Raw genomic sequence first — 24197 nt, forward strand, 5'->3', positions numbered from 1 at the left:
AGGTTGCTCCATTACTGGAGTATAACTCGGTTCAGCCTGCTTGTTCTTTTGCGGCAATGGAGGAAAACTCCATGATAACCTTCCCTGAAAGTTTATTCTCGTTTATACCTCTCTCGACCATGCCACGATTTCTCTAATATCCTGTGGCTGAGTCCGACAACAGCCACCAATCATACGCGCTCCTGCTTCATACCACTGACGGGCACTCTGTCCGAACGTCTCTGTACAAGTATGGCCTTGCCATGTTTTGGTGACCGGGTCATATTCCTCCCCCAGATTGGGATATACCACCACCGGCTTATCCGTATGGCTGTGTATTTCGTGAATAAGGGATGGAATGAATTTGGGCAACGTGCAATTGATCCCTACTGCAGCCACCTGCTCGTGCTCATTCAGCCACTTTGCACATGCGGCGATAGACTCACCGTTACTGATATGCTGCTCATCCTTTGCACTAAAGCTGATCCAGGCATACGTGCCGGGGAATTCCTTCAGCAGCCAGGCGATGGCCCTGGCTTCAACCATGCAGGGTATCGTTTCACAAGCTAAAATGTCTGCTCCCGCCTCAATCAAAGCTTTCATGCGCGGCCTGTGAAACTCCATAAGCTGCTCCTCGCTCAGCTTGTAATCACCGCGATACTCTGATCCATCAGCGAGAAACGCCCCATAGGGTCCGACAGAGGCCGCAACCAGCGGCTTGGGACGAGTCTGCTGACTCGCAGTAGCCGTCACATCGGCCCAAAACTCATCTCGTGCCTGTACAGCAATCTGCACCGATGACTGAATAAGCTTTAATGCCTCATTTTCGCTCAGCCCGCGTTGAACATAGCCCTCCACAGTGGCCTGATAGCTCGCCGTAATCGCACAGTCTGCCCCAGCCTCAAAATAATCTCGATGTACACGCTTGATCGAATCTGGATGTTCATAGAGGATTTTGGCTGACCATAAGCTATCGTTTAGATCATGCCCGTGACGTTCTAGTTCAGTCGCCATTGCGCCGTCCAGCACGATCAGCTGAAATTTGTTCAGTATACGTTGTATCGGATTCATGCGGACCCTCCTGCTTGTCTTATCCATTTAACCCACTAACCAGGTTGGAATTAATTTTTTATATTATAGCATGTATGCCGATGAGCACCTCACATTTACATCCTGATGTAACGTATAAATTTTTTAAATTAGTTTCATAAGTTAAATTAATTAGATATTGTTCTTTTTTTCACAAAGTTTTTTTACTATAAAGGTGCAAACCAAACACTTTGGCCAAAAGATCAGGGAATTGCATAGTCACATTTTGCATCGTCAATTATGTGAAAAAAGGTACAAGAGAGGGTTTTATCTATGTCTTTACTAGAAATGATTAAAGCGACCTTAACAGATAACAGTATTGTCAGTTCTATCGCTTCTACTGTTTTTATTATCCTGCTCGGCTTCTTTTGCCGCAAGAAGGGGATTTTTACCGCAGCCGTAGGAAAGATGCTATCTAAGGTTGTTCTCACCGTAGCTCTACCGGCACTAGCCTTTAATTCTTTCATGCAGGATATCAATCCTACCATATTAAAACAAGGCATGAATGTCTTAATCTGGGGGATTCTCATTTATATCATTCTCATCTTTATTTCCAAGCCGTTCTTCCTGAGCTACAACAAGGATAAGCAGGATGTGCTGCGGGTACTCACTATTTTCGGTTCTACTACTTTTTTTGGAATTCCCATTGTCGGTGCCATTTACGGTCCTACCGGAGTCATGTACAGTTCCATTTTTAATATAGGCTACCGCATTTTCTTATATTCTTATGGCTATATCAAAATGAGCGGCTTAAAAATGGAGCTTAAAAATCTCAAAACTATGTTTTTGAATCCGATCGTTATCGCGACTTTTATAGGCTTGTTTGTTTGGTTGTTCCAGGGTTATTTACCACAAATGAGTGTGGCTACAGAGGATGGAACCATTCAGCAGTTTGCTTTTCTAAGAATTGACCAAACCGCTGTCTGGCTGTTCAAGCCCATGACTTACCTTGCCGGACTAGCTTCTCCATTGGCCTGGCTATCGATTGGCTCGACTTTGGGTGAGATCAGCTTCAAATCGGCAGCTACAGACAAGACATCATGGTATTACAGCCTTGTTAAAGTTTGGCTAGTACCTATTGTGAACATCGTTTTGCTGGCTTTGTTGACTGTATCTCATATTCTGTCGGTCGATACTGTCGCTTTATCTACTATTGTCATTATGATGGCTACTCCTACAGCTACCGTAGCCGCAGCCTATGCTATCAGTTTTGATAAGGAAGCTGTACTGACTTCTAACGCTTCGCTTCTATCAACTATTACTTCCGTCGTCATGATTCCAGTGTGGATCATTACGCTCAATGTCATCGATAAAATTGGAATTTTCTAAACCAGGGGGAAAACAACATGTTAAAAATCATCTGCTATGGTGCCCGTTCATATGAGAAGCCCTATTTCCATGAGCTTAATAAATATAACTTTCAACTGACGCTGGTAGAAGAGCTACTGACCTCCAGCAATGCAGAACTGGCGCAGCATCACGATGCTGTTTTGTTAAGAGGAAACTGTGCTGCCAATCGAGAAAATCTTACAAAATTCCATAAGTACGGCATTCAATATGTTTTCACCAGAACGGTCGGAATCAACCACATTGATTTGGATGCTTGCAGCGAATTTGGAATGAAGGTCGCACGCGTCCCATCCTACTCTCCGAATGCTATTGCAGAGTTATCCCTAACGCTGGCTATGATGCTGCTCCGTCACACCGCTTATATGACTACCAAAAGCTCTTTCAAAAATTTTATTGTGGACGAGCATACGTTCAGCAAAGAGATTCACAATTGTAAAGTCGGGATTATCGGGGTCGGTCGCATTGGTCTGACGGAAGCCAGATTGTTTAAAGGATTAGGTGCTTCTGTTATCGGCTATGATGTGTACCAATCGGACGCGGCCAAGGCCGTCGTTCCATTCACAACCTTGGATGAGTTACTGGCAGAGAGTGACATCGTCAGTGTGCATGTTCCTTACCTGCCGGGACAGAACGACCAAATGATTAATGCCAGCTTTTTAGCAAAAATGAAAAAGGGAGCTATTCTCATCAACACCTCACGTGGGGAATTACAAGATAACCAAGCCATTCTGGATGCATTGCTCAGCAATCATTTGGAAGGGTTCGGAACAGATGTCTTTCCTAAAGAGGAAGAACTATTTTTCAAAGCATTTGACCCATGGCAAATGCTCCCGGACCCAACAATCCAGAAGCTTGTGGAGCTGTATCCAAGAGTTTTGGTAACCCCTCATGCGGGCTCGAATACGGTTACTGCGTTATCCAACATGATTGAAACCAGCTACGAAAACTTCTATGATATCATTACAACTCATTCTTCGGATAATCTGGTTCCACTTCCTGTTCTCGCTATGAAATAATGTAGGAAGTCTGGCACACTCATTGGACAATAAAGAACCGCTATCTCCAGATCATACTGGAAATGGCGGTTCTTTTATATCAGGATTGATCTGATAGAGCATTAGTGGTCTTCCAACCTTGTGGTATTCTATCGATTCAATTAGGAAGACATCGTCTACCAGGAACTGAATATATTTTTTGACTGTAATACGGGACAAGTCCACTTCTCTGGCTAAGGTTTCAACCGAAAAGGGTCCGTCCAGCTCTTGGATACTCTTCAGTATGGTAGTCATGGTCAGTTTGGACAAGTTTTTAGACAGATTTTTTGATAGATTTGGGGATAGATGTTCAGTAGTTTTTTTCTTTTCCACACCCATAGGCTCTTCTTTATTAAAATATTGATCAATGACAGCCTGATTAATTCCGTTCCCTTCCTCCATTACCGTGGCCAGACGCTGGATTTTCTCCACAGCCAGCTTAAAACGTTCGAATGTAAAAGGCTTGATTAGATAGTCCGCCACTCCATAAAAAACAGCTTCCTTCACCGTTTGGATATCCTTTGCAGCCGTAATTAAAATAACCGAAGCATGGTACTGATGCTCCTGCATATGGGATAGCAAGGTTAATCCGCTTTTTCCGGGTAAATACACGTCCAGTAATACCAAATCCGGTGTGTGTTTCTGAAGATAATCCTGCGCTTTCTGGACGGTATCTGCTTTACCTACCACATCCAAGTTGTCCATACGCTCAATAAACTGTTGGTTGAGCTCAGCAACCATGGGATCATCCTCCACAATGAGTACCTTCATTCACTCGTCACCTCCAATGTACAGGGCAACTCTACATAGATACTTGTTCCCAGGCCAGGTTGGCTGTCAATTTCAATGATGCCCTGGTGATTATCCACCATGGTTTTAACCAGATTCAAGCCGTAACCCCTGTCCTCTCCTTTGGTTGAGAAGCCATGCTCGAATATTCTTTGTTGCATTTCGGAATCAATCCCCATACCATTATCCTTCACTTTCAAAATGAACACATTTCCCTCGCACTCATAATTCAATTTCAATTCAATTTTGCCGGGTTGTTTTTTTTGTAAAATGGAGTCTATCGCGTTGTCAAAAAAATTGCCCAATATGTGTATAACATCATGAACAATGTCCTGCATCTCCACATTAGAGACATTCGAGCTCTCTTCCAGTAACACCGAAATATTTTGCTCGCGTGCTTCGTTGATTTTCCCCATAATAAAACCTGCTAACGCCGGAACTTTAATTCTCTCTGTTAGAAAGCCTACTTCATTTTGATACCGGTGATTTAGCTGCTGAATATACTGACTGACCTCTTCATATTTCCTCATCTCAATCAGTCCGGAGATCACGTGCATTTTGTTCATAAACTCATGCGTCTGTCCGCGAAGAGAGTTAATATAATATTTGGTGCCACTTAACTGATTGCTAAGATGAATCATTTCGGATTGATCGCGCAGCGTTGCCACTGCCCCAAAAAACTCATTTTCTACATGTATAGGGGTTACTGTCGCAATGACCTCTATACCATTCACATAAAATGAGCGGTCCTTGATCTTCTTCTTATCATCAAACACTTTCTTGAAGAGCGCGTTATAAAAGCTGGTATCGATCTGCTCGCCAATCGGAGCTTTCTTGTCTTGATTCGCCAATTGGTACTTGGCCTTAGCTTCCTTGTTCATAAGCATAATTTTCTTATCAGCGGAAATGGCTATAATGCCTTCAGAGACTTCATTTTCAATAATTACTTTTTCACGTAATCGTGTTGCTATCTCTTGTGGCTCCAGCCCAAATAAAATCGTTTTGATTTTTTGCGCCAGAATGATCGCCCCCAGAACTCCACTAAAGAGCCCCAGCATCAGTCCTCCAAAAATGGTATACTGCGCCTGCATCAAATCATGATTTAGCGTTCTCATGGTCAGTCCTACACATACAATGCCAATGACCTCATTCTGTTGATTGAATATCGGCGTAAAATAACGGTAGCCTTGACCCAAAACACCGATATTCTCAGAGAAATGTCCCTGACCGGATAGCGCCTTTCTAGCATCATTCAGATCAGAGAACGGCTTGCCAATCATGGTTTCATTCGGATGTGATAGCCGAATTAAATCGTGGTTCAGTATGACTACAAAATCTACATTAACGTTATGCATGACTCCAAGCGAGTAATCCTGGATCTGTCTCACAGGAACTCCCCGCTCAACATTACGAATCACATCGTTGTCACTGGCAACCACCTTGGCAATACCCGAAAGTTTTTCCTTCGTATTATCAAAATGCTTGTTAATCACGAAATTACGAATGAGAAGCAAGGATATAATCAAGGAAATAATAATAACTAAAACAACCAAAATAATAATCATGAATTGTAGCGAAACTTTGAATTGTCTTCTCGGTTTCAACTTGCCTTTTAACCGCAACCCTATCACCCAGCTTCTTTATCAAGCTCTCCATGAGAAGAAGAGCCTATCTTGCCCCTATAATCCCTTTTTATTCGACATTGTTTGACAAATTCCCTTCTTATTCTGCAAGCTTTACGCGTCTCATCGGGAATTAACGTAGTCTGTATCTGAAATAGAACAATATGCTGAATAAGGAAAGATCAATCCTCCATAATAAGGACGTATACCTAACGAAAGGGAGGATAACGGATGATTGACAATCTCGAAAGCAATTACGACTGCTCCCATGCAGGACAAGACCTTCACCAGCTCAAGCAGGAGCTCGCTACGCTTCAGGCACAAGATGCCAACGACCAGGCATCCAAGGAAGCCATTCATCGGCTGGAAAATCAAATTTCGTTCATCTTGAACAAATGCGATATTAACCATTAGTCGAGTCTGGCTGGTTCGGTAGAATAAAATACAAAACCGGCTTGCCTAAAAAGACAAGCCGGTTTTGTATGCTTAAGTTTATGCACAAACGAGTCCAAAATTCACAAAATTCCTCGTATCTCATCCAACGACTGCACCTTTTCCTGCTGCATCCATTGTTCTAGTCCATATACCAGCTCAGCCCCTGCATGTAAATGGACAAAATTATACGTTCCCACCTGAATGGCGGCGGCCCCTGCCATGGTGAATTCAATAATGTCCTCCACCGAGCTGATCCCGCCCATCCCGATCACAGGAATCGATACCGCCTGCGCCACCTGGTGAACCATGCGCAAGGCAATCGGCTTGATTGCCGGGCCGGAAAGGCCTGCATACGTGTTGGCAAAGACACTGCGACGCCGACGTATATCTATTTTCATTGCAGAAAATGTATTGATCAGCGAAACCCCGTCCGCGCCTTCTTCCTCGCACATCACTGCCATCTGCGTGATGTTCTCTGCATTCGGAGATAGCTTGACGATCAGCGGAAGCGCCGTCACATTGCGCACCTGACGCACAACCTCCCGCGCTACCTCTGTCTGGATACCAAATTGCATTCCACCCTGCTTCACATTGGGACATGAAATGTTCAATTCCAGCATGTCAACGCCTCTGCGGTTCATTGTACGGCGTTTTTGCGCGTTTTCCGTAATCATGGCTACGGCCTGAACGTATTCCTCCAGATTGGAGCCGCCCACATTGGCAATAACAGCCGTATTCCAGCGAGTCATGTCATCCAGTTCATCCTTCAAAAAAGCCGCCACACCCGGATTTTCCAATCCTACACTATTCAGCATACCGGATGCTGTCTCATGTATTCGTTGCCCCGTATTCCCCGCCTTCGGATGAAGGGTTAGTCCCTTGCCGACGATGCCGCCGAGTAGCTCAGGAGAATAGAATTCTGCATACTCACGCCCGAACCCAAACGTACCCGATGCCATGATAATTGGATTTTTGAACGGTACACCTGCTATATTACATGCCATGGAGATCATCGAACTCCACCTCCTCCACCGGGAATACAGGCCCTTCCTTACATACCCTCCGATTGCCTTCACGGGTACGCATGGTGCAGCCCAAACATGCGCCAATACCACAGGCCATGTGTCTTTCTGTTGAAATATATAAACGGGACGCTGTACCCGCCGTTTTCAGCGCGAGTGCTTGCAACATCGGAGTGGGCCCGCAGGAAAACATATTCGCATAACGAGCCGGATCGACCTGTTCGACGATGCTTCCCCCTACTTTGACCTGTACAGATGCTGCCGCAGCCTCGAACGCTTCAACCCCAAAGGCTTGCTGTGCAAAACCCAGATAAACGTCTGCATGTGGGTAATATTTTGCAGCCAACAACAAAGGTGCTGTACCCATGCCACCGCCGATTAAAGCTAGACTGCCCTCGACCTGCGGAAACCCGTTTCCGAAAGGTCCTTCCAACTGAATCTCCTGACCAGGCTGTAATTGGGAAAATAGATTGGTCCCCTCTCCAACAACCCGGTATAAAAAGGAAATGCTCTCTTCCCCGATATCATAAATGCTGATGGGTCTGGGCAGCAGTGGGTAACCATTCCCGCTGCGCAGCATGTAGAACTGACCCATTTTCCCTTTAAATTTGCCCTCTATCTTCATTACATAAATGCCCGGAACGAGCGCCACATTTGAAATTACGTTAGCCATATAACCCCTCCACTAACCACTCACTATAACGTAAAAGCAGCAACTATTACGTGACTATTTTCACATTTACAGTTGGCGTTTTGTTCCATGGCTCATGTATAAAAAAAGCGTACTCCTGTTAGAGAGTACGCTCGTACATTTTAACTAATCGCTTCGCGCTCCGCATTGCGGCTGCCGCTCGCATCCTTGCGAATTTGCTTGCTGCGTAGCTGTCCACAGGCCGCATCAATGTCGACTCCGTGCTCCAGCCGAACACTACAGCTAATGCCTTGCTTTTTCAGTACATCATAGAAGCCAGTAATCGACTCCGACTCACTCCGCTGGTATTGACTATGCTCATCCACCGGATTGTAAGGAATCAGGTTCACATTCGCCAGATTGCGACGATGGCCCACCAGCTCAGCCAGTTCGAGCGCATGCTCCTTACCGTCATTAACATCCTTCAGGAGGATGTACTCTAGCGTAATCCGACGATTGGTTTTATCCAAATAATAATCAATCGCCTGCATGAGCTTCTCAATCGGGATCGCCCGATTGATCTTCATAATGCGGGTACGAATCTCATTATTCGGAGCGTGGAGGGAGATCGCAAGGTTGACGTGCAGATCGGAATCTGCAAATTCAATAATTTTATCGGCAAGGCCACTTGTGGACACAGTAATATGCCGCGGCCCAATCGCCAGCCCTTTGTGATCCTTAATGACCCGAATGAAATCGGACAGGTTCACAAAGTTATCAAACGGTTCGCCAATCCCCATTACCACAACGTGACTGACCCGGTCGCCCGGACGTTCCTGGTCCAGATACAGCTGCACCTTCATGATTTGTCCTACAATTTCACCACTGGAAAGGTCACGGCTCTTCTTCAACAATCCGCTCGCACAGAAGCTGCATCCAATGTTACATCCCACCTGGGTCGTCACACATACGGATAGTCCAAACTTATGCCGCATTAATACCGTCTCAATCAAATTCCCATCCTGCAAGCGGAACAAAAACTTGACCGTCCCGTCTGCTGATTGTTGCTTCACGTGTTCTTCCAGGATTTCAATAGAGAAGTGCTCTGCCAACAAGCGAGTACAACTCTCGTGAACCTCTGTCATCGCCGCAAAATCAGTAATCCGTTTCCGGTACAATGCGTCCCATACCTGTAATGCCCGAGATTTTTTATGTCCATGCTCCATGAGCCATGCTGTCAATTGGTCTAACGTTAATCCATAAATGGATTCCTTTTTCATGTTCGATCCTCTTTTCACAAACGTTAAAATTCGTATTTCTATATATAAACCCTAGCCATCACGACTCGTCTCAACTATCATTGCATCATAGCATGTTTGAGCGCTCTGCGCTATTCAAACAGTTCTTTTATTGTCCCAAATTTTAATTATGAACACAAGGGGGCAGGCTGATGAAACCCTGTTCAACAACAGCACGCAAAGACAGGATGACGGACACCGTGAATGATATGATTACAACCAAGGAAGGTGATGTGGTTGGAATGGTTGGTTCGGATCAAGAACGCACTCGATCTAATGGAAGATAGAATGCAGCAGCCCCTCAATATCGATGAAATTGCAAAGGCGGCCTACTCGTCTCCCTTTCATTTTCAACGGATGTTTTATATGCTGACTGGCGTTACGGTAGCAGAATATGTGCGCAAACGTCGATTGACCCTGGCTGCTCAAGAGTTGAGTCTTTCTACCACCAAAGTACTGGATGTTGCGTTCAAATACGGATATGATTCCCCCGAATCTTTTTCTAAAGCGTTCCGAAAGGTACACGGTATTTCTCCCTCCGAGGCCAGAAACCCGGGAGTGAACCTGAAAGCCTTTCCGCGCATCACCTTCCACCTATCGCTGAAGGGAGATCAGGAGATGGATTATAAAATTGTAGAGAAGGCGGCCTTTACGGTCATTGGGAAGTCCATTCAAGTTACTACTAAGAACGGTGAAAATCTTCGGGAAATCCCAAAATTCTGGGATCAGCTTAACGGAGATGGAACATCAGATCGCATTCATGCCTTGGGGACAGGCGACGATATACTCGGTATATGTCTGGACATGAAGCATGGTGAGGAGACGTTTAGCTACCTTATCGCCGCAGAGGGTAACGAAGACGTAGCAGCCTCGAACGGATTAGAAGCCAGAACCATCCCGGCTGCCACCTGGGCCGTGTTTACATCCACCGGCCCTATGCCTCACTCGATCCAGAAGGTATGGCAAAGAATTTACCAAGAATGGTTCCCTGCCAGCAATTATGAGCATTCGGGCGGTCCCGAGCTGGAAGTGTATACCATGGGGGATGCTCATGCTGAGGACTACCGAAGTGAAGTATGGATTCCGATTACGAAAAAATAAACAAACGAACCGGCTGCCTATTGCAGTCGGTTTGTTATCGTATGCTCAGGACAATTGCCCCAGTTCTTTCTTTAACACAGAATATAGCCTTGCGCTTGCTAGCTTTAGCGGTGCCTCGGTTGCTTTACAAAGAAGACCAAAGGACATATCGATCAGGCTGCCGCTTAATTGCCTCACCGCTGTTCCTGCCGGGACAGGATGGACTAGAATTTGGGGCACAAGGGCAATCCCCAATTCACATTCCACATAAGATTTCAGAGCCGTCATGCTACCAATTTCCATCGTGTCTAACGTGGTTATTCCATGTTCCTTCATGACCATTTCAAGTTTGCGCCGATAGGGACAGATGGACGACGTAATAAGTAGGCGATGCCCTTGCAAGTCTGCAGGTCCAATGCACTCCTTTTGTGCAAGAGGGTGATGTTCAGGCATCAAAACTACAAAATTCTCCTTAAATAAAGGTTCAAAATATAGTTCTGTACCCAAATCCGGAGCAGAGCATAATGCGATGTCCACATCCCCTTTGAGAATACGCTCGCTTAATGTAGGGGTATTCCCAAACTCAACAGAAATCCGAATGTAAGGATAATGGTTTAAGAATCGCTTTAAAATTACAGGTAGTCGGTAACTGGCGGTCGGTTCAGTCACCCCTATGCGAATGTCGCCTGCGGTTCCCTTTTGCAGGTTCTCCATATTTTCCTGCAATTGCTCCATATCTTTTACAATATGCAGACTTTGCTCGTAAAACATCCTGCCCGCTTCAGTTAACTTTATTTTCTTGCCCCGTTCAATAAGCTGAACTCCTAGATCGGATTCCAGCCTCTGTATTTGCATCGTCACGGTGGATTGTGCATAATTCAACGCTTCCGCTGCACGTATAAAACTTCCGCAATTCACAATCATCTGAAATGTTTTAAGTGCTTTAATATCCATTCTCCTACTCCTAAGTCGCTCGTTTAACTCAATTTTATTGAATTTCAAGTTCATTTAATTCAATTATACATAATGTAATACATCCTCTACAATGATCCATATTAGATCATATTATTTTTCACACAAAACTAACGAGTTGGATAAGGGGCGGACATACATGGATTTACATCAAAAAGTAGCACTGGTTACAGGAGGCGGTACAGGAATTGGGAGAGCCATATGTATGGAGCTGGCGGATCGTAAGGCTACGGTAGTCGTAAACTATTCCCGTTCTAAAGACGATGCAGAGGAAACCGTACGTAGGATACTTGAACAGGGAGGAAGTGCAATTGCATTACAGGCAGATGTTTCTCAAGATCGGGAAGTTCGAGCGATGGTCGAGCAGATTGTTCAGCAATACGGCACGGTTGATGTACTGGTGAATAACGCCAGCATTACACATCATATTCCGATGGATGATCTAGAGGCCGTTACGGAAGCGGTGTGGAATGATCTCTTGGATGTCAATGTGAAAGGCATGTTTCACTGTGCCAGAGCCGTGGCTCCTTATATGAAGCATCGTCAACAAGGAGCTATCGTCAATCTGGGAAGTATAGCTGGACAAACAGGGCTAGGTTCCTCGCTACCCTATGCAGTATCCAAAGCAGCCGTCCACGGGCTGACCAAGTCGTTAGCACGATCTCTAGCACCTGATATTCGAGTCAATTGCATCGTACCAGGCGCGGTGGCCACAAGATGGTGGGCAGGTAGGGAAGAACAAATGAAACAATTGGCTCCCCACTTGCTGCTACAGCGCATTTCCACACCTGAGGATATTGCCAGCATGGTCTGCTCTGCTTTGGAACAGGAAGCCATGACAGGCCAGATCATTACGATAGACAGCGGACAAACGCTATAAAGTTACTGGGCTTCTAGGTAAAAAACAAGCCGCCTTCTTAGACAGAAGGTGGCTGTTAAGCTAGAACCTAAAAAGGAGAATGCTCCCGCAAGTTTGCCGGGGCGTTCTCCTCCTTATCTTATTCATAAATGATTTAAAACACTTTATTCTAATGATGATGAATACGACGTTTATTTCTCAAAATGTTGCGAATCATCTTATGATTAGGGAGCTGCCTGAATAACATATGTCCTGGATGCGGATTGGCCTCAATAATCCAGATTTGACCGCTCTTTTCAATAGCAAGATCGATGCCCAGCTCGCGAACCGGATGATTTTGGTCAATCGTGTCGGCAATGATTCTAGAAAGCTCAATGACCTGGTCCAAAATCTCTTTCATTTTCGCTCTGTCATTTTTAAAAACCCTTAAAAGCACTTTGGACAACGGCGCCGCATGTCCTCCCTTCCGATAGTTGGTAACGACCTTTCGAGGTGCAGCGACACGGCCGGTTATCCCTGAAATGACCCATTCCGATTCCGGCTTCTGCATATACACTCTGGCATCAAAAATCGAACCTTTGTACTTGGCTAACTTAAGTCCTTGCTGTACCAAATAACGACGATGAGGTCTCCGATAGCTTCTAATTGCTCTTCTTACAGCGTGGGATCTAACGACTCTGCGACTGGAGCCGCAACGAACCTCATATCTCCTCCCTACCTTTTTCGCGCGTATGATGCCGGTTCCTCCACTGCCATAATTAGGCTTGATAAAGACAGTGCGGTAGGTATCCAGCATCCGTAAAGTCCTTGCATTCGTAATCCAGCGGGTTTCGGGCAAGTGCGAGCGTAAAATGGGATGTTGTTGCATTTCCTTGTATTGAATCATCTTTCCAATGGGCACGAATATCCCTCGATTCTGTTGGGTTTTTGCACACACTACATGAATATGCATCTATATTCTATCTTGGTAACGGCGAATGCCACAGTTTGCTATGTAAGAGGCAAATCTCCTACTCTCTCTAAGCCAAGTCTTCTTTGATTTCAAAGAGAGAGAGAGGGGTACTATGGGTCTTTACATGACGCAATTATTGTAAATACCTATAAAGTTAATCCCAATAATATATTGGACCAATAACAACTCTAGATATATGATGTATTAAAAAATAACGCGAGGAGGAACGATAACATGTCTGTTTATGATTTTCAAGCAACCTCAATTAACGGGAAACCGATTGAATTGTCAGACTATAGAGGTAAGGTTCTCCTTATTGTAAACACTGCCAGCATGTGTAGCTTCTCCAGCCAATTCGCTGATCTGCAAAAGCTCTATGAAAGATGGAGAGAACAAGGTTTTGAAATCCTTGCTTTTCCTTGTAACCAATTCAATGGAAAAGAGCCGGGTAGCAATTCGGAGGTTCAGGGAATTTGTCAAATTAAGCATGGAGTAACCTTCCCATTATTTGAGAAGACGGAGGTAAGAGGATCTTCCCTTCATCCTTTATTTCAATATCTGACCCAACAGGCACCGTTTCAAGGCTTCGATACCCAGGCCAAAGACGGCCAATGGATGGACGATTTCTTGCAGGATAAATATCCAGAAATATACGTTGGCGATGGTATCAAGTGGAATTTTTCCAAATTCCTGATTGATCGCGGCGGCTATGTAAAGGCCAGATTTGAAGTAACAACGGCAACCTGTGCTATTGACCCTGTCATCGAATCGCTCTTGTAGTTTTCCTGGTCACTTCTTTAGATTCTTTAAAAAGAGAGTATCAAATGACAAAAATGTATATTTGTCATTTGATACTCTTTGTGTTATCCTGACTTCAAGGAGGTGACTCACACGGTAAGTCAACCGTGTCTCTATGGAAAAATCCTCAGATATACTGACCAAGGAACAGATTCTTATCGCTACAGAAGACACCCTTAGACGTTTTGGTGTAACCAAAAGCTCCGTGACGGATGTTGCCAAAGTGTTAGGAGTAAGTCACGGCACTATTTACCGACACTTTAAAAGTAAAGCCGAGCTTCTTGAAGGCGTGACCGAAAAATGGCTAAATGAAAAGATTATTGATCCGTTAACGGAGATATGCCAGGATTCATCTGTGCTAGGAATATCGCACTTAAAACGATATATACAGACCTTGGTCGAACTTAAGCAGTATTATGCCCGCGATGACGAGGAAATGTTCGAGATGTATACCCGGGTCACCGAGCAAGCCGCGGATTTAATCGACCAACATATCGCCCACATTGTGGATCAGCTCGCTGATATTATTGTGCGCGGGGGTATCACAGCGGATCAGCCGCCCCAACTGGCGCGTACGCTTTTCTATGCCACAGCCCGTTTTCATCATCCCGCACATGCTTATGAATGGAAGAATCCGACGATTGATCAGGAGTTTGCAGAAGTGTGGATACTTTTAGAAAAAGGGATATCTTAAAATATATAGAAAGAAGGCCAAACACATATGAAGCATTTGGAAGGGAAAATAGCGATTATCACTGGCTCCTCCAGGGGAATTGGACGTGCCATTGCCGAGCAGCTGGCTAATCTAGGTGCTGGTGTAGTCGTCAATTATGCCAGCAGTCCGGACAGAGCTAAAGAAGTGGTAGCAGGCATTCTTCAAAAAGGCGGAAAGGCCATCGCTCTCCACGCTGATCTGAGCAAGATGGGCGATATTGAAACCTTATTTACAAATACGATTGCTGAATTCGGCAAAGTGGATATTCTGGTTAACAACGCCGGGCTGATGATTACCAAACCTCTGGCTGAGGTGACCGAAGCTGATTTTGACCAACAATTCGCACTGAATGTAAAAGGTACCTTCTTTGCCTGTCAGCAAGCGATGAAATACATGGAGAACTACGGAAGAATCGTGAATCTGTCCACGTCCGTGATCGGACAAATGTTTCCGGCTTATAGCGTATACGCGGGTACGAAAGGCGCAGTGGAGCAATTTACCCGTCAGCTGGCCAAGGAGTTCGGAAGCAGGCAAATTACGATCAATGCCGTGGCTCCCGGTCCTGTCAACACAGAGCTTTTTCAGGCAGGAAAAACAGAGCAACAGATCGAAGGCATGAAGAAAATGAATGCTATGGGTCGTCTCGGTGAACCGGAAGATATCGCTGATGTGATTGAGTTTCTGGTCAGCGCTAAATCGCAGTGGGTTACCGGACAGACCATCCGCGTGAATGGCGGATTCATCTAAAAGCTGGAATACATGAAATGGAGGCTATACACGTTCATGATATTACACAAAGGCGAGACCTTATTTCGACAAGGGGAATCAGGCCCTTTATATCACTTAAAGAGCGGCTTGTTAAAAATTGTCCGAGTCCATGAAGACGGCTCGCAAATTTTAGTTAATGTAATTGTGCCCGATGAAATTATCCCGCACCACTCCCTCATCAGTCCCAATCCCTATTATGGTACCGCGATGGCGCTGGTCACCTCTGAGGTTGAGGTTCTGTCGCAAAAAGAATGGTACCTGAAGCTAGAGCAAGACCCGGCTCAATGTCGAGCCATTGCTTTGCAGCTACAGGATAAGCTGCGCATGATGCAGCAACGAATTGACCAGCTCACGGAGGTATCGCCTGCCGAGAAGCTTCGGAAGCTTCAACGCTGGTTCCACTCCTACATCGCACCCGCTACGTTAACAGACGTGCTGACGCAGGAGGAAATTGGGCAGTTCATCGGGCTGCGCCGGGAGACGATTAACCGGCTATTGCGTGCTTCAAGCGCTCCATCTGCAAAAGATGATGACGATAATGCATCTCGATGAGTCTAAACCACTCTCCCGCATTCATCGCGCCAAATCCGGGATGAGAGACGGTAGACGACCCTGTTGATTTGTCAACGGTCGGCTCAATCTCTCTCATTTTACGGATCACCACGTTTAATCCTTCTACAATCTCTTCTTTGCTAGTCGGTTGGGGGGGAGTATACTGCGGAGATGGTGGAACTTGGATACGTATGGGTGGAAAGCTTCCCAAGTTAAATGCGGCTGTGCCCGCCTCCGTTTTATCCCCCTTCTCCCCATTAGAATGTAGACAAAGATCTATGTTCCTAAGATGCATATAAAGAGCAGAGTTCACCAAATGAAGATACATTTGCCCAAGCGACCATTGTCCCTCCTGCGGTGTGTACTGCAATTGCTCCAAGCTGAAGCTGTCCAATTCAAGAAGATAGTGTTGTACCGTTTCTTCAAAACGCTGTAATGTTTCGCTTGTATTCATATAGTAAATGCCCCTCTCTATCAAAGTAGCTTTACTATACAAGAATGCTACTGACAGCATTATGTCAGTAGCATTTCAACATTTTTTCCACTTCCGTACGGACGCGCTCGCGAAGCGATTCAGGCTCCAGCACCACCACGTCTGCACCCCATCCAAGTATCCATGATAGTAACTCCTCTGGCTGTCTGACGCGATAGAGTACATGCAGTCCATCTGCATGCTCCTCCATGGACTCCATGTAAAAATGGTTCGCTTCCTTCACTTTATCTACAATATTCGAATTGGCTTGTATGCGGACATTTACATGGCGGTCATCGGGTTGTTTATAATCCTGCAAATTAAAATCACTAGGCAACTGATAGCTATCCTCCAGCATGATCAGCTCGTCCATACGCGACAAACGGAAATGTCGCAACTGCTGCCGCAATTCGCATTGTCCAATCATAACCCACGAACCATGCAGCAGTACAAGACCATAAGGAGCGACCACACGCACACTTTGGCGATTCCCGTCAGCCTCTGGCAATTTTTTGGAGTAGCTAAACCGAACCTTCCGTTTGTTCAATACAGCGATGCGCAGCGTTTCCAAATACGTTTTCTCTCTCTGGTCTGCCCCTTTACCCACCGCCAGCAGTCTAATGGTCGTCCGCACCTGAGAAACTTCCCTGCGAACGCTCTCTGGTAAAATAGCTTCAATTTTTCTGCGTGAAGCTTGTGCCTTCATGCCATAGTCTGTATCAAATTTTTGTTCGACAAAATCTGCTCCGATTAGCAGTGCCACAGCCTCTTCTACAGTAAAGCTTACAGGGGGCAGGAAGTATCCCTCCATCAAGGAGTATCCAATGCCCGGTGCCCCTACAATCGGCACGCCCGATTCGCTTAAAGCCTGAATATCCCGATAAATCGTTCTCACACTTGTTTCGAAAATCGCCGCTAAATCCTCGGCCCGTAAAATATCGTTACGTTGTAACTCTAGCAAAATGGCCAGCAACCGGTCGGTTTTGTTCATACTACATCGCCCCGTCCTTGAAAGGATCTAAATGCACGAATTTAAAAGAGCAATAAGGGCAGTGCACGACTGCGGCTTATTGCTCTTTTATCATAAAGCAGTTGCTTCTTTACTTAAAAAACACTTTTTCAACGTTATATTTAGCCTTTTGCGAATTGATGATATAGGTCTCATAAATTTCTCGTTCCACCGCATCTTCCACAATACAGACCTCAATAATCGCCACTTCGTTCCGATTGGCCTTGATCGGCGATACGTTATCTTCAAAATGCTTTTTGATTCTTGGTCTTAGCTTTCTTGCTTTCCCAACGAACAGCAATTCCTCCTGTGCGTTGTAGAACATAAAGATACCAGCCTTATCTCTAGGGATCAGGTGGAAATCTGTAAATCCGTAAATATGGCTGAGCTCAGGGTTAACCTGTTTGGTAATCGTGATATCTGGAGTTGGAATCGTTATATTAATCACTATGTCACTTCCTCATTCTATATAGGTGTAAATACTATCATAAATCCTGCGCTAACACCATTTAATAAATCCTTGCCCGTCACTAAACAGATCGGTAGGAATTTTATGAATTACCTACTATGCGAGTAGGTTGGTTTCCGTTACAATATGTCAGTGTGATTCTGGCATCGGCAGATTGACGCGTACTTGAATATTATTGGAGGCTTCTATTTTTTCATGCAAAATGAATCTCATTCTAACGTAAAAATCATAACGGCCGATCCGAGCGCGATCGGCCTGTTTGGCTTGGCCATTGTAACGCTTGTAGCTTCATCCCAAAAGCTTGGTCTCACTGATGGCTTGAGCTTTATTATTCCTTGGGCTATTTTCCTTGGTGCCTTTGCACAGCTGTTTGCCTGCATTCAGGATGCAAAGCATAACAACACCTTTGGCATGACGGCATTTGGTGCTTACGCCTTCTTCTGGTTAGCCGTAGCTAGTAGCTGGATGATTAAAATGGGCGTATTCGGCTCAGAGCTGGCATCAGCGGTGGATGGCAGACAGCTCGGCTTTGCCTTTGCCGGCTATCTCATCTTTACGCTCTTCATGACCATTGGAGCCATGGAGACGCATAAGGTTCTATTTTTTATTTTTGTGTTGATTGATTTTCTGTTCCTCGGCCTTAGCTTCGATGCATTTGGCATCGCCCCAGAGGTGTTCCATACCATCGCTGCTTATGCTGAAATGGGCATCGGTCTACTCTCGCTGTACGGTACAGGAGCTGCTGTCCTGAATGCACATTTTGGCCGTACATTCCTGCCCGTAGGACGACCTTTCGGCATTTTCAAACCACGTCCTTAGTTGCATACGTATATCTCCAAAGCCGCCTTTCGCGCCGATCCGCGTTAAGGATGGCTTTGGGGATATAAGGCTGGAATTACTCGGCTTGCTACTAGATGCTGCTTATTAAAGTTAACTTGAAATCAAGTGTTGCCTTGTATCGCTGTATCTGAACTAAACTGCAAGTGCAGTATTGGTATAATAACAAAGTGAAAGGAGATGATATCGTTGAGAAAACGGCTGAACAATGGAGTTAATTGCACGCCGACTAAAGGCTGTCCGGTGGAAGTAACCTTAAGCATTATCGGCGGAAAGTGGAAAGGAATCATTCTGTACGAATTGCTGGGTGGAACTAAGCGGTTTCAAGAACTGCGGCGAGCACTTCCCACGGCCACCCAAAAAATGCTGACCCTCCAACTGCGAGAGTTAGAAGCAGACGGTCTCATTCACCGCGAAGTTCATCACCTTGTTCCGCCAAAAGTGGAATACTCGCTAACCCCGCTCGGGGCTTCGCTTGAGTCAATACTCACCCAAATGAAGGCTTGGGGAGAACGATTTCAAGCCGAACATCATCTCTCCGACTTTCAAACCTGAAATAACGAACCGGTGTAATAAATGAAACTGAGGATAAAAAAAGTGCCTAATTTACAAATCTCCGCGTGTCGGATTAAGCTAAAGATGCTCGCCGGCGAAATCCTAGGACGTATGATCACCGTCCGACATACAGAGGAGAATGAATATGAGCGCATATGTTATCGTAGATATAAAAGTAGAGGAAGAAGCTGTTTTCAAACAATACGCAGAGCTAGCAGATGCGCTGCTGCAGAAAGTTCCGGGATTCCGCAACCTTACGCTAGATCCACAGCCCGAGACACTGGAAGGCACATGGAAGCCGTCAATAGTCGTAGTTCACGAATTCCCGACTTACGAGGCTGCCAAGCAGTTCTATTATTCCGATGACTACGCGCCCTTAATTAAGCTGCGCCAATCAGGAACTCAAGCTAATGTTATTCTGGTTAACGGAAGAGCATAAACTCCTGTTCTGCTACTTTGCATATATTAGGACAATCGCATTCAAATTAGGTAACTAGCTTATTTAATTTCATAGTCATTAAATAAAACAAACTGCTACGTCCTATTAAGGACGCAGCAGTTTTTCTAGTACAACGTAAAAAATGTAACCGTACACCTCCGCCAGCATCTTGTTCTCCCCCGGAATGAAGGTAACACCATTCCATAAAATTATAGAGTGTCCCCTGCGACAGGCTTCATCGTTTTCTCCGCCATTCTGTCGATTGTCCAGACTAGTCCCCCCACGGCAAGAGTGGCGATGACCGCCATAATTGCTGTTCCGCCGACATGCAGTAGCAGCACGGGAACCCACAGCAGTCCAAGTATACGATGGATGGTTCGCATCCACTTGTTACGTACTTTATTAATATAGAAACCGTACCCGGAGATAGCCAGTATAATAGCAAAGGCTGCTAGGCCGGAGTAGGTTTTGTGATCTTGAAATTTGGTAATCAGGAAATAGACACCATGAACGGCAATAAGAATCAAGGTCGCCCAACCCAGCAGTTTATGCAAGGAGTGAAACAACTTTCCGGCCTTTTGAACCAACATTGACGGTGATCTCAGTTTCTTCTTAAACCAGAACCAACAGAAAGAGGCCGCCCCAAGAAAAACGGAGATCGTTCCCAAGGTGTTAAATATTTCTCCGTTTCCCCCACCACCTTTTCCTCCGGGACTTCCGCCCATGTGCCCTGGTACTTTGCCGCCTCCCGGAGGTCGCATGCCAGGCTTGCCACCGGAAACCGAGGACATGTAGTAATAGTAGATTACGAGTAGAGCCGCTACCGTAACTGCAATGATTGCCGGAATCCAAACCGTCTTTTTCGTCTTTGTTTTCATTAGTTATGCATCCTCCCCGGGAAAATTGCCTTGATTGTACCCAGTCAGGCTGAAAACAAGATGAAGGCTGGCTGAAAGTATCCCTTTTTAGGGTATATAAAATCATACAATGATAACAATGTATACAATAATTGTAGTCAAAGGGGTGCTTGTGAAAATGAAACAAGATGAAAATCATGTCGCCTTTCCGCAATTTCCAGAATCGTATTGGTTAGCTTCAACTGACATCCCCAGTTTTCCCAAGCTCAGTGAAGATATTCAGGTGGATGTTGCTATTGTAGGTGCGGGGATCACGGGTATTACCACTGCTTATTTACTGTCCAAAAAAGGGCTAAATGTCGCAGTCGTCGACGCAGGGCGGATACTTCATGGAACAACAGGCCATACGACCGCCAAAATTACCGCACAGCATGATTTGATCTACAGCGAGTTTCTTTCACATTTTGGCAAGGAGAAAACTCGGCTCTATTACGAAGCCAACCGTGATGCTCTTGAATTCATCAGACAAACGGTAGAAGAGAATCATATTGATTGTCAATTTACAGAAGAAGATGCCTATGTTTATACAAGTGCAGATACGCATGTGGAAAAAATCGCCGACGAGTATAAAGCTTATAAGGAACTTGGCATCCCGGGAAGTTATGTCGAACAAACACCTCTGCCTTTCTCAACTAAAGCAGCTATTATGATGGAAAACCAGGCTCAGTTTAATCCGGTTCCTTTCTTAAGGTATTTGGCAAATCAAGTCATTCGGCAAGGCGGGAAAATCTATGAACAGACTACCGTTGTGGGTGTGGATAAAGGAAACCCTGCCATCATTAAAACAAGCGACGGGCATAAAATTACCTGCAACCATGTCGTATCCTCCTCTCATTTTCCGTTTAATGATCCAAACAGTCTTTATTTTGCGCGATTGCATGCCGAACGTTCTTATGTACTAGCGGTCAAGACGGACAAAACCTATCCGGGTGGTATGTACCTAAGTGCAGAAACCCCCAAACGTTCGCTTCGCTCTGTACTAATAAACGGTGAACCGATGGTCATCGTCGGTGGCGAAGGCCACAAAACGGGTCAAGGAATCTGCACATTTCAATACTATGAAGCCTTAGAAAAGTTCGCAGAGCAAACATTTGGATTAAAGGAAATCGTCTATCGCTGGTCGGCCCAGGACCTGTATTCGTTAGACAAGCTCCCTTATATCGGGCAGGAATTAGCCGATGTTCCTAACATCCTCTTGGCTACGGGTTATAGAAAATGGGGGATGACCACAAGTGTCGCAGCGGCTTTATTAAATACGAATCTGATTACCAGAAAGGAAAGCCCGTATCAGGATCTTTTCTCCCCTTCAAGATTTCATGCGGACCCCGACATTAAAACATTTGTGACACAAAATGCGAATGTAGCTAAACACTTGATTGCCGGGAAGCTGGGAATCAGCCACAAAAAAGCCGAAGAACTCCAGCAAGACGAAGGGGCAGTCATTCGGCTGAATGGCAAAAGGGCAGGCGCTTACCGAGATTTACAGGGGACACTGCACCTAGTGGACACAACGTGCACCCATATGGGCTGCGAAGTTGACTGGAACGAGGCGGAAAGAACATGGGATTGCCCATGTCATGGCTCTCGCTTTTCATATCAAGGCGAAGTAATTGAGGGACCCGCTAAAAAAGCACTTGGCAAGGTTGAAGCCGAATAGAACGATCCTTTCGGAATAAACCTAGTTATGCTGGACAACATACCTTCGAGAATCATAAAAGAAAGGTGATCCTATGATAAGCCAACAGCCTACATTAGCGGCGCATGAGTCCCTAGAGATCCATGAAGTGCTTAACTTCAAAACGTTATGTTTAGCCAAGTCCAAATTAATGCAGGGCTTAGTATTCGATCAAGAGCTAAAGGATTTAATGGAAAAAGATGTTCAGCAATCTATTCAGGCTATTGCTGATTTGCAAGCAATCTACGCTAAAGCGCCGTTTCAAGCACCTGTTCCTGACTCCCGTCCAACACCAATTTTAAATTGAGGTGAATGATGTGACACCTAGCCAGACCCAGTCCGCCAAAATGGATTATGTGGACCCAAAAAACTCATTAAATATGCCCGAAATGGCAGACACGACACTTGCAATGGATTTTCTGGTTCGCGTCAAGGAAGGGGTTCGGAACACAGCAGTAGCTTTAACAGAAACCGTCTCTACCGATGCCAGAACCCTATTGCGCCATCAACTGCATCAAGGTATCGCGCTTCATCAGGAAATTACTGAACTGATGGTACGGAAAAAATGGTTTCATCCCTATGAGCTGCAAAAGCAATATCAATTGGATCAACTGTCAGCTAATAAGACGGTGGACATTAGCAAGATGAAACTGTTCCCAGACGATACCACACGCAAAGGTATGTTTGATCGCACGCCGGACGAACATATTGGAGGGAATCAGGCATGAAGGCAGTGACCTATCAAGGTATCAAAAACGTTGTCGTTAAAGACGTTCCTGACCCACGTATTCAAAAAGCCGATGATGCGATTGTCAGACTGACGACAACCGCTATTTGTGGTTCAGATTTGCATCTCCTTCACGGAATGATTCCAAACTTACAAGAAGATTTTGTTATCGGGCATGAGCCAATGGGGGTTGTAGAAGAAGTCGGCAGCGGCGTGACTAACTTGAAAAAGGGAGATCGCGTGATCATTCCGTTCAACATCGCGTGTGGTGAATGCTTTTACTGTAAAAACCAATTGGAAAGCCAATGTGATCATTCGAATGAAAATGGAGAGATGGGCGGTTTTTTTGGCTATTCCGGAACAACCGGTGGATATCCAGGTGGACAAGCTGAATATTTACGTGTGCCTTTTGCCAACTTCACTCATTTCAAAATTCCGGAGAGTTGCGAACATTCTGATGAGAAGCTTTGCCTGATTGCTGATGCCATGACTACTGCATTTTGGAGCGTCGATAACGCCGGAGTAAAGGATGGAGATACCGTCATTGTTATTGGCTGTGGGCCAGTAGGTCTATTAGCGCAAAAATTCGCCTGGTTCAAAGGGGCAAAACGAGTCATTGCGGCAGACTATCTGGATTATCGTCTGCAACACGCAAAGCGCACCAATCATGTGGAGATCGTGAATGTGGAATCGCAAGAAAACGTCGGCAACTATCTGAAGGAGATGACCAAAGGAGGCGCGGACGTAGTTATTGACTGCTCCGGCATGAGCGGCAAAATGTCTCCGCTGGAATCCTTGGCTTCAGGTCTTAAACTTCACGGTGGAGCTTTGGGAGGCTTAGTCATAGCTACACAGGCTGTCCGCAAAGGGGGCACCATTCAAGTTACCGGGGTATACGGCGGTCGATATAACGGTTTTCCGATGGGAGATATTTTTCAGCGAAATGTTAATTTGCGTACGGGACAGGCTCCTGTTATTCACTATATGCCTTACATGTATGAATTGATAGATACGGGGAAGGTTGACCCTGGTGACGTTGTCACACACGTCATTCCACTAAGCGATGCCAAGCGCGGATATGAAATTTTCGATACCAGACAAGACAATTGCATCAAAGTTGTACTTAAACCTTAACTATATATTGGACTGGAG

General features: G+C 45.3%; 29 protein-coding genes. 17 read left to right on the plus strand and 12 right to left on the minus strand.

All coding sequences use genetic code 11. From position 1 onward, the window contains the following. Positions 1–102: 102 nt before the first annotated feature. Positions 103–1050 carry a homocysteine S-methyltransferase gene (gene mmuM / locus HFD99_RS10490; protein ID WP_123797810.1) on the minus strand — a complete coding sequence of 316 codons (948 nt, stop codon included), beginning with the start codon at positions 1048–1050 and terminating at the stop codon, positions 103–105. Between the two features lie 291 nt (positions 1051–1341). Between mmuM and HFD99_RS10495 the strand changes: the two genes are divergently transcribed. Further along, positions 1342–2397, plus strand: coding sequence for an AEC family transporter (locus tag HFD99_RS10495; RefSeq protein ID WP_123797811.1), 1056 nt, complete (start codon positions 1342–1344; stop codon positions 2395–2397). A gap of 17 nt (positions 2398–2414) precedes the next feature. After that, entirely contained in the window at positions 2415–3434 is a 1020-nt protein-coding gene (locus HFD99_RS10500) for a 2-hydroxyacid dehydrogenase (protein ID WP_123797812.1), read from the plus strand. Between the two features lie 51 nt (positions 3435–3485). Here HFD99_RS10500 and HFD99_RS10505 read toward each other — a convergent pair whose 3' ends face one another. Both HFD99_RS10505 and HFD99_RS10510 read right to left on the minus strand, forming a co-directional pair. Continuing rightward, positions 3486–4223: a response regulator gene (locus tag HFD99_RS10505; protein ID WP_123797813.1), complete on the minus strand. Its 738-nt coding sequence runs from the start codon at positions 4221–4223 to the stop codon at positions 3486–3488. After that, a complete protein-coding gene (locus HFD99_RS10510) occupies positions 4220–5845 on the minus strand; it encodes an ATP-binding protein (protein ID WP_225164823.1) in 1626 nt (541 codons plus the stop codon). Before HFD99_RS10510 ends, HFD99_RS10505 begins: the two co-directional genes overlap by 4 nt. A 249-nt stretch (positions 5846–6094) precedes the next feature. Between HFD99_RS10510 and HFD99_RS10515 the strand changes: the two genes are divergently transcribed. Then, positions 6095–6277, plus strand: coding sequence for a hypothetical protein (locus HFD99_RS10515; protein ID WP_019689006.1), 183 nt, complete (start codon positions 6095–6097; stop codon positions 6275–6277). 101 nt (positions 6278–6378) lie between these two features. On the opposite strand, the gene HFD99_RS10520 is transcribed toward HFD99_RS10515, so the two are convergent. From HFD99_RS10520 to rlmN, 3 genes are all read right to left on the minus strand, one after another. Further along, positions 6379–7311, minus strand: a complete 933-nt coding sequence (locus HFD99_RS10520) for a dihydroorotate dehydrogenase (protein ID WP_017426080.1) — start codon at positions 7309–7311, stop codon at positions 6379–6381. Continuing rightward, a complete protein-coding gene (locus HFD99_RS10525; protein ID WP_016822585.1) occupies positions 7292–7993 on the minus strand; it encodes a dihydroorotate dehydrogenase electron transfer subunit in 702 nt (233 codons plus the stop codon). The genes HFD99_RS10520 and HFD99_RS10525 overlap by 20 nt, the downstream gene beginning before the upstream one ends. Before the next feature lie 140 nt (positions 7994–8133). Then, positions 8134–9231, minus strand: coding sequence for a 23S rRNA (adenine(2503)-C(2))-methyltransferase RlmN (rlmN, locus tag HFD99_RS10530; protein ID WP_016822584.1), 1098 nt, complete (start codon positions 9229–9231; stop codon positions 8134–8136). A gap of 170 nt (positions 9232–9401) precedes the next feature. Between rlmN and HFD99_RS25935 the strand changes: the two genes are divergently transcribed. Both HFD99_RS25935 and HFD99_RS10535 read left to right on the plus strand, forming a co-directional pair. Further along, positions 9402–9536 carry a hypothetical protein gene (locus HFD99_RS25935; protein WP_256620833.1) on the plus strand — a complete coding sequence of 45 codons (135 nt, stop codon included), beginning with the start codon at positions 9402–9404 and terminating at the stop codon, positions 9534–9536. Continuing rightward, positions 9481–10350, plus strand: a complete 870-nt coding sequence (locus HFD99_RS10535) for an AraC family transcriptional regulator (protein WP_090889109.1) — start codon at positions 9481–9483, stop codon at positions 10348–10350. Before HFD99_RS25935 ends, HFD99_RS10535 begins: the two co-directional genes overlap by 56 nt. Positions 10351–10395: 45 nt before the next feature. Here the strand turns inward: HFD99_RS10535 and HFD99_RS10540 are convergent, their stop codons facing one another. Next, complete coding sequence (locus HFD99_RS10540; protein WP_123797814.1) at positions 10396–11283, minus strand: LysR family transcriptional regulator; 888 nt, start codon at positions 11281–11283, stop codon at positions 10396–10398. A 157-nt stretch (positions 11284–11440) separates the two neighbouring features. On the opposite strand from HFD99_RS10540, the gene HFD99_RS10545 reads away from it, so the two are divergent. Beyond that, positions 11441–12181, plus strand: coding sequence for an SDR family NAD(P)-dependent oxidoreductase (locus tag HFD99_RS10545; RefSeq protein ID WP_019689009.1), 741 nt, complete (start codon positions 11441–11443; stop codon positions 12179–12181). Between the two features lie 148 nt (positions 12182–12329). On the opposite strand, the gene HFD99_RS10550 is transcribed toward HFD99_RS10545, so the two are convergent. Continuing rightward, entirely contained in the window at positions 12330–13061 is a 732-nt protein-coding gene (locus tag HFD99_RS10550; protein ID WP_025366187.1) for a YheC/YheD family protein, read from the minus strand. 285 nt (positions 13062–13346) lie between these two features. Between HFD99_RS10550 and HFD99_RS10555 the strand changes: the two genes are divergently transcribed. The 4 genes from HFD99_RS10555 to HFD99_RS10570 all read left to right on the plus strand — a co-directional run bounded on the left by HFD99_RS10555 (position 13347) and on the right by HFD99_RS10570 (position 15945). Beyond that, entirely contained in the window at positions 13347–13892 is a 546-nt protein-coding gene (locus HFD99_RS10555) for a glutathione peroxidase (protein WP_123797815.1), read from the plus strand. A 133-nt stretch (positions 13893–14025) separates the two neighbouring features. After that, positions 14026–14604: a TetR/AcrR family transcriptional regulator gene (locus HFD99_RS10560; protein ID WP_123797816.1), complete on the plus strand. Its 579-nt coding sequence runs from the start codon at positions 14026–14028 to the stop codon at positions 14602–14604. Between the two features lie 27 nt (positions 14605–14631). Next, the gene (locus HFD99_RS10565; RefSeq protein WP_123797817.1) at positions 14632–15372 is read left to right on the plus strand and encodes an SDR family oxidoreductase; all 741 of its coding nucleotides are present in this window, start codon (positions 14632–14634) and stop codon (positions 15370–15372) included. A 36-nt stretch (positions 15373–15408) separates the two neighbouring features. After that, positions 15409–15945: a Crp/Fnr family transcriptional regulator gene (locus HFD99_RS10570; protein ID WP_017426072.1), complete on the plus strand. Its 537-nt coding sequence runs from the start codon at positions 15409–15411 to the stop codon at positions 15943–15945. Here the strand turns inward: HFD99_RS10570 and HFD99_RS10575 are convergent. The 3 genes from HFD99_RS10575 to HFD99_RS10585 form a co-directional block, all read right to left on the minus strand. Continuing rightward, positions 15878–16399, minus strand: coding sequence for a DinB family protein (locus HFD99_RS10575; RefSeq protein WP_123797818.1), 522 nt, complete (start codon positions 16397–16399; stop codon positions 15878–15880). The two genes, HFD99_RS10570 and HFD99_RS10575, sit on opposite strands and share 68 nt — an antisense overlap. A gap of 64 nt (positions 16400–16463) precedes the next feature. After that, positions 16464–17408, minus strand: a complete 945-nt coding sequence (locus tag HFD99_RS10580) for a helix-turn-helix transcriptional regulator (protein WP_123797819.1) — start codon at positions 17406–17408, stop codon at positions 16464–16466. Positions 17409–17517: 109 nt separating this feature from the next. Next, positions 17518–17874 (minus strand): nucleotide excision repair endonuclease, encoded by a 357-nt coding sequence (locus tag HFD99_RS10585; protein ID WP_123797820.1) that lies wholly within the window; start codon positions 17872–17874, stop codon positions 17518–17520. Between the two features lie 216 nt (positions 17875–18090). Between HFD99_RS10585 and HFD99_RS10590 the strand changes: the two genes are divergently transcribed. From HFD99_RS10590 to HFD99_RS10600, 3 genes are all read left to right on the plus strand, one after another. Next, complete coding sequence (locus HFD99_RS10590; protein WP_016822572.1) at positions 18091–18714, plus strand: acetate uptake transporter; 624 nt, start codon at positions 18091–18093, stop codon at positions 18712–18714. Positions 18715–18912: 198 nt separating this feature from the next. Continuing rightward, on the plus strand, positions 18913–19287 hold the full coding sequence (locus HFD99_RS10595; RefSeq protein WP_085980133.1) for a winged helix-turn-helix transcriptional regulator: 375 nt from the start codon (positions 18913–18915) through the stop codon (positions 19285–19287). Between the two features lie 145 nt (positions 19288–19432). Next, positions 19433–19726 (plus strand): DUF1330 domain-containing protein, encoded by a 294-nt coding sequence (locus HFD99_RS10600; RefSeq protein WP_016822569.1) that lies wholly within the window; start codon positions 19433–19435, stop codon positions 19724–19726. A gap of 209 nt (positions 19727–19935) precedes the next feature. On the opposite strand, the gene HFD99_RS10605 is transcribed toward HFD99_RS10600, so the two are convergent. Next, positions 19936–20604 carry a hypothetical protein gene (locus tag HFD99_RS10605; RefSeq protein WP_123797821.1) on the minus strand — a complete coding sequence of 223 codons (669 nt, stop codon included), beginning with the start codon at positions 20602–20604 and terminating at the stop codon, positions 19936–19938. Positions 20605–20761: 157 nt separating this feature from the next. Here HFD99_RS10605 and HFD99_RS10610 point away from each other — a divergent pair, with 157 nt between their 5' ends. The 4 genes from HFD99_RS10610 to HFD99_RS10625 all read left to right on the plus strand — a co-directional run bounded on the left by HFD99_RS10610 (position 20762) and on the right by HFD99_RS10625 (position 24179). Then, complete coding sequence (locus tag HFD99_RS10610) at positions 20762–22300, plus strand: FAD-dependent oxidoreductase (protein WP_123797822.1); 1539 nt, start codon at positions 20762–20764, stop codon at positions 22298–22300. 73 nt (positions 22301–22373) lie between these two features. Beyond that, entirely contained in the window at positions 22374–22625 is a 252-nt protein-coding gene (locus tag HFD99_RS10615) for a hypothetical protein (protein ID WP_016822564.1), read from the plus strand. Positions 22626–22665: 40 nt separating this feature from the next. Beyond that, the gene (locus HFD99_RS10620) at positions 22666–23046 is read left to right on the plus strand and encodes a spore coat protein (RefSeq protein ID WP_045244822.1); all 381 of its coding nucleotides are present in this window, start codon (positions 22666–22668) and stop codon (positions 23044–23046) included. Further along, entirely contained in the window at positions 23043–24179 is a 1137-nt protein-coding gene (locus tag HFD99_RS10625; protein ID WP_123797823.1) for a zinc-dependent alcohol dehydrogenase, read from the plus strand. Before HFD99_RS10620 ends, HFD99_RS10625 begins: the two co-directional genes overlap by 4 nt. Positions 24180–24197: the final 18 nt, after the last annotated feature.

Source organism: Paenibacillus sp. EKM301P, assembly GCF_011800295.1.
Classification (GTDB): Bacteria; Bacillota; Bacilli; order Paenibacillales; family Paenibacillaceae; genus Paenibacillus; species Paenibacillus polymyxa.

Bases quoted from the DNA above. Each gene is read 5' to 3' on its own strand.
- HFD99_RS10540 (WP_123797814.1), bottom strand. From the start codon at position 11,283: ATGGATATTAAAGCACTTAAAACATTTCAGATGATTGTGAATTGCGGA.
- HFD99_RS10525 (WP_016822585.1), bottom strand. From the start codon at position 7,993: ATGGCTAACGTAATTTCAAATGTGGCGCTCGTTCCGGGCATTTATGTA.
- HFD99_RS10605 (WP_123797821.1), bottom strand. From the start codon at position 20,604: ATGAAAACAAAGACGAAAAAGACGGTTTGGATTCCGGCAATCATTGCA.
- HFD99_RS10560 (WP_123797816.1), top strand. From the start codon at position 14,026: ATGGAAAAATCCTCAGATATACTGACCAAGGAACAGATTCTTATCGCT.
- HFD99_RS10600 (WP_016822569.1), top strand. From the start codon at position 19,433: ATGAGCGCATATGTTATCGTAGATATAAAAGTAGAGGAAGAAGCTGTT.
- HFD99_RS10575 (WP_123797818.1), bottom strand. From the start codon at position 16,399: ATGAATACAAGCGAAACATTACAGCGTTTTGAAGAAACGGTACAACAC.
- HFD99_RS10590 (WP_016822572.1), top strand. From the start codon at position 18,091: ATGCAAAATGAATCTCATTCTAACGTAAAAATCATAACGGCCGATCCG.
- HFD99_RS10515 (WP_019689006.1), top strand. From the start codon at position 6,095: ATGATTGACAATCTCGAAAGCAATTACGACTGCTCCCATGCAGGACAA.
- HFD99_RS10535 (WP_090889109.1), top strand. From the start codon at position 9,481: ATGTGGTTGGAATGGTTGGTTCGGATCAAGAACGCACTCGATCTAATG.
- HFD99_RS10495 (WP_123797811.1), top strand. From the start codon at position 1,342: ATGTCTTTACTAGAAATGATTAAAGCGACCTTAACAGATAACAGTATT.
- HFD99_RS25935 (WP_256620833.1), top strand. From the start codon at position 9,402: ATGAAACCCTGTTCAACAACAGCACGCAAAGACAGGATGACGGACACC.
- HFD99_RS10610 (WP_123797822.1), top strand. From the start codon at position 20,762: ATGAAACAAGATGAAAATCATGTCGCCTTTCCGCAATTTCCAGAATCG.
- HFD99_RS10505 (WP_123797813.1), bottom strand. From the start codon at position 4,223: ATGAAGGTACTCATTGTGGAGGATGATCCCATGGTTGCTGAGCTCAAC.
- rlmN (WP_016822584.1), bottom strand. From the start codon at position 9,231: ATGAAAAAGGAATCCATTTATGGATTAACGTTAGACCAATTGACAGCA.
- mmuM (WP_123797810.1), bottom strand. From the start codon at position 1,050: ATGAATCCGATACAACGTATACTGAACAAATTTCAGCTGATCGTGCTG.
- HFD99_RS10595 (WP_085980133.1), top strand. From the start codon at position 18,913: ATGATATCGTTGAGAAAACGGCTGAACAATGGAGTTAATTGCACGCCG.
- HFD99_RS10520 (WP_017426080.1), bottom strand. From the start codon at position 7,311: ATGATCTCCATGGCATGTAATATAGCAGGTGTACCGTTCAAAAATCCA.
- HFD99_RS10620 (WP_045244822.1), top strand. From the start codon at position 22,666: ATGGATTATGTGGACCCAAAAAACTCATTAAATATGCCCGAAATGGCA.
- HFD99_RS10580 (WP_123797819.1), bottom strand. From the start codon at position 17,408: ATGAACAAAACCGACCGGTTGCTGGCCATTTTGCTAGAGTTACAACGT.
- HFD99_RS10555 (WP_123797815.1), top strand. From the start codon at position 13,347: ATGTCTGTTTATGATTTTCAAGCAACCTCAATTAACGGGAAACCGATT.
- HFD99_RS10545 (WP_019689009.1), top strand. From the start codon at position 11,441: ATGGATTTACATCAAAAAGTAGCACTGGTTACAGGAGGCGGTACAGGA.
- HFD99_RS10625 (WP_123797823.1), top strand. From the start codon at position 23,043: ATGAAGGCAGTGACCTATCAAGGTATCAAAAACGTTGTCGTTAAAGAC.
- HFD99_RS10570 (WP_017426072.1), top strand. From the start codon at position 15,409: ATGATATTACACAAAGGCGAGACCTTATTTCGACAAGGGGAATCAGGC.
- HFD99_RS10615 (WP_016822564.1), top strand. From the start codon at position 22,374: ATGATAAGCCAACAGCCTACATTAGCGGCGCATGAGTCCCTAGAGATC.
- HFD99_RS10500 (WP_123797812.1), top strand. From the start codon at position 2,415: ATGTTAAAAATCATCTGCTATGGTGCCCGTTCATATGAGAAGCCCTAT.
- HFD99_RS10565 (WP_123797817.1), top strand. From the start codon at position 14,632: ATGAAGCATTTGGAAGGGAAAATAGCGATTATCACTGGCTCCTCCAGG.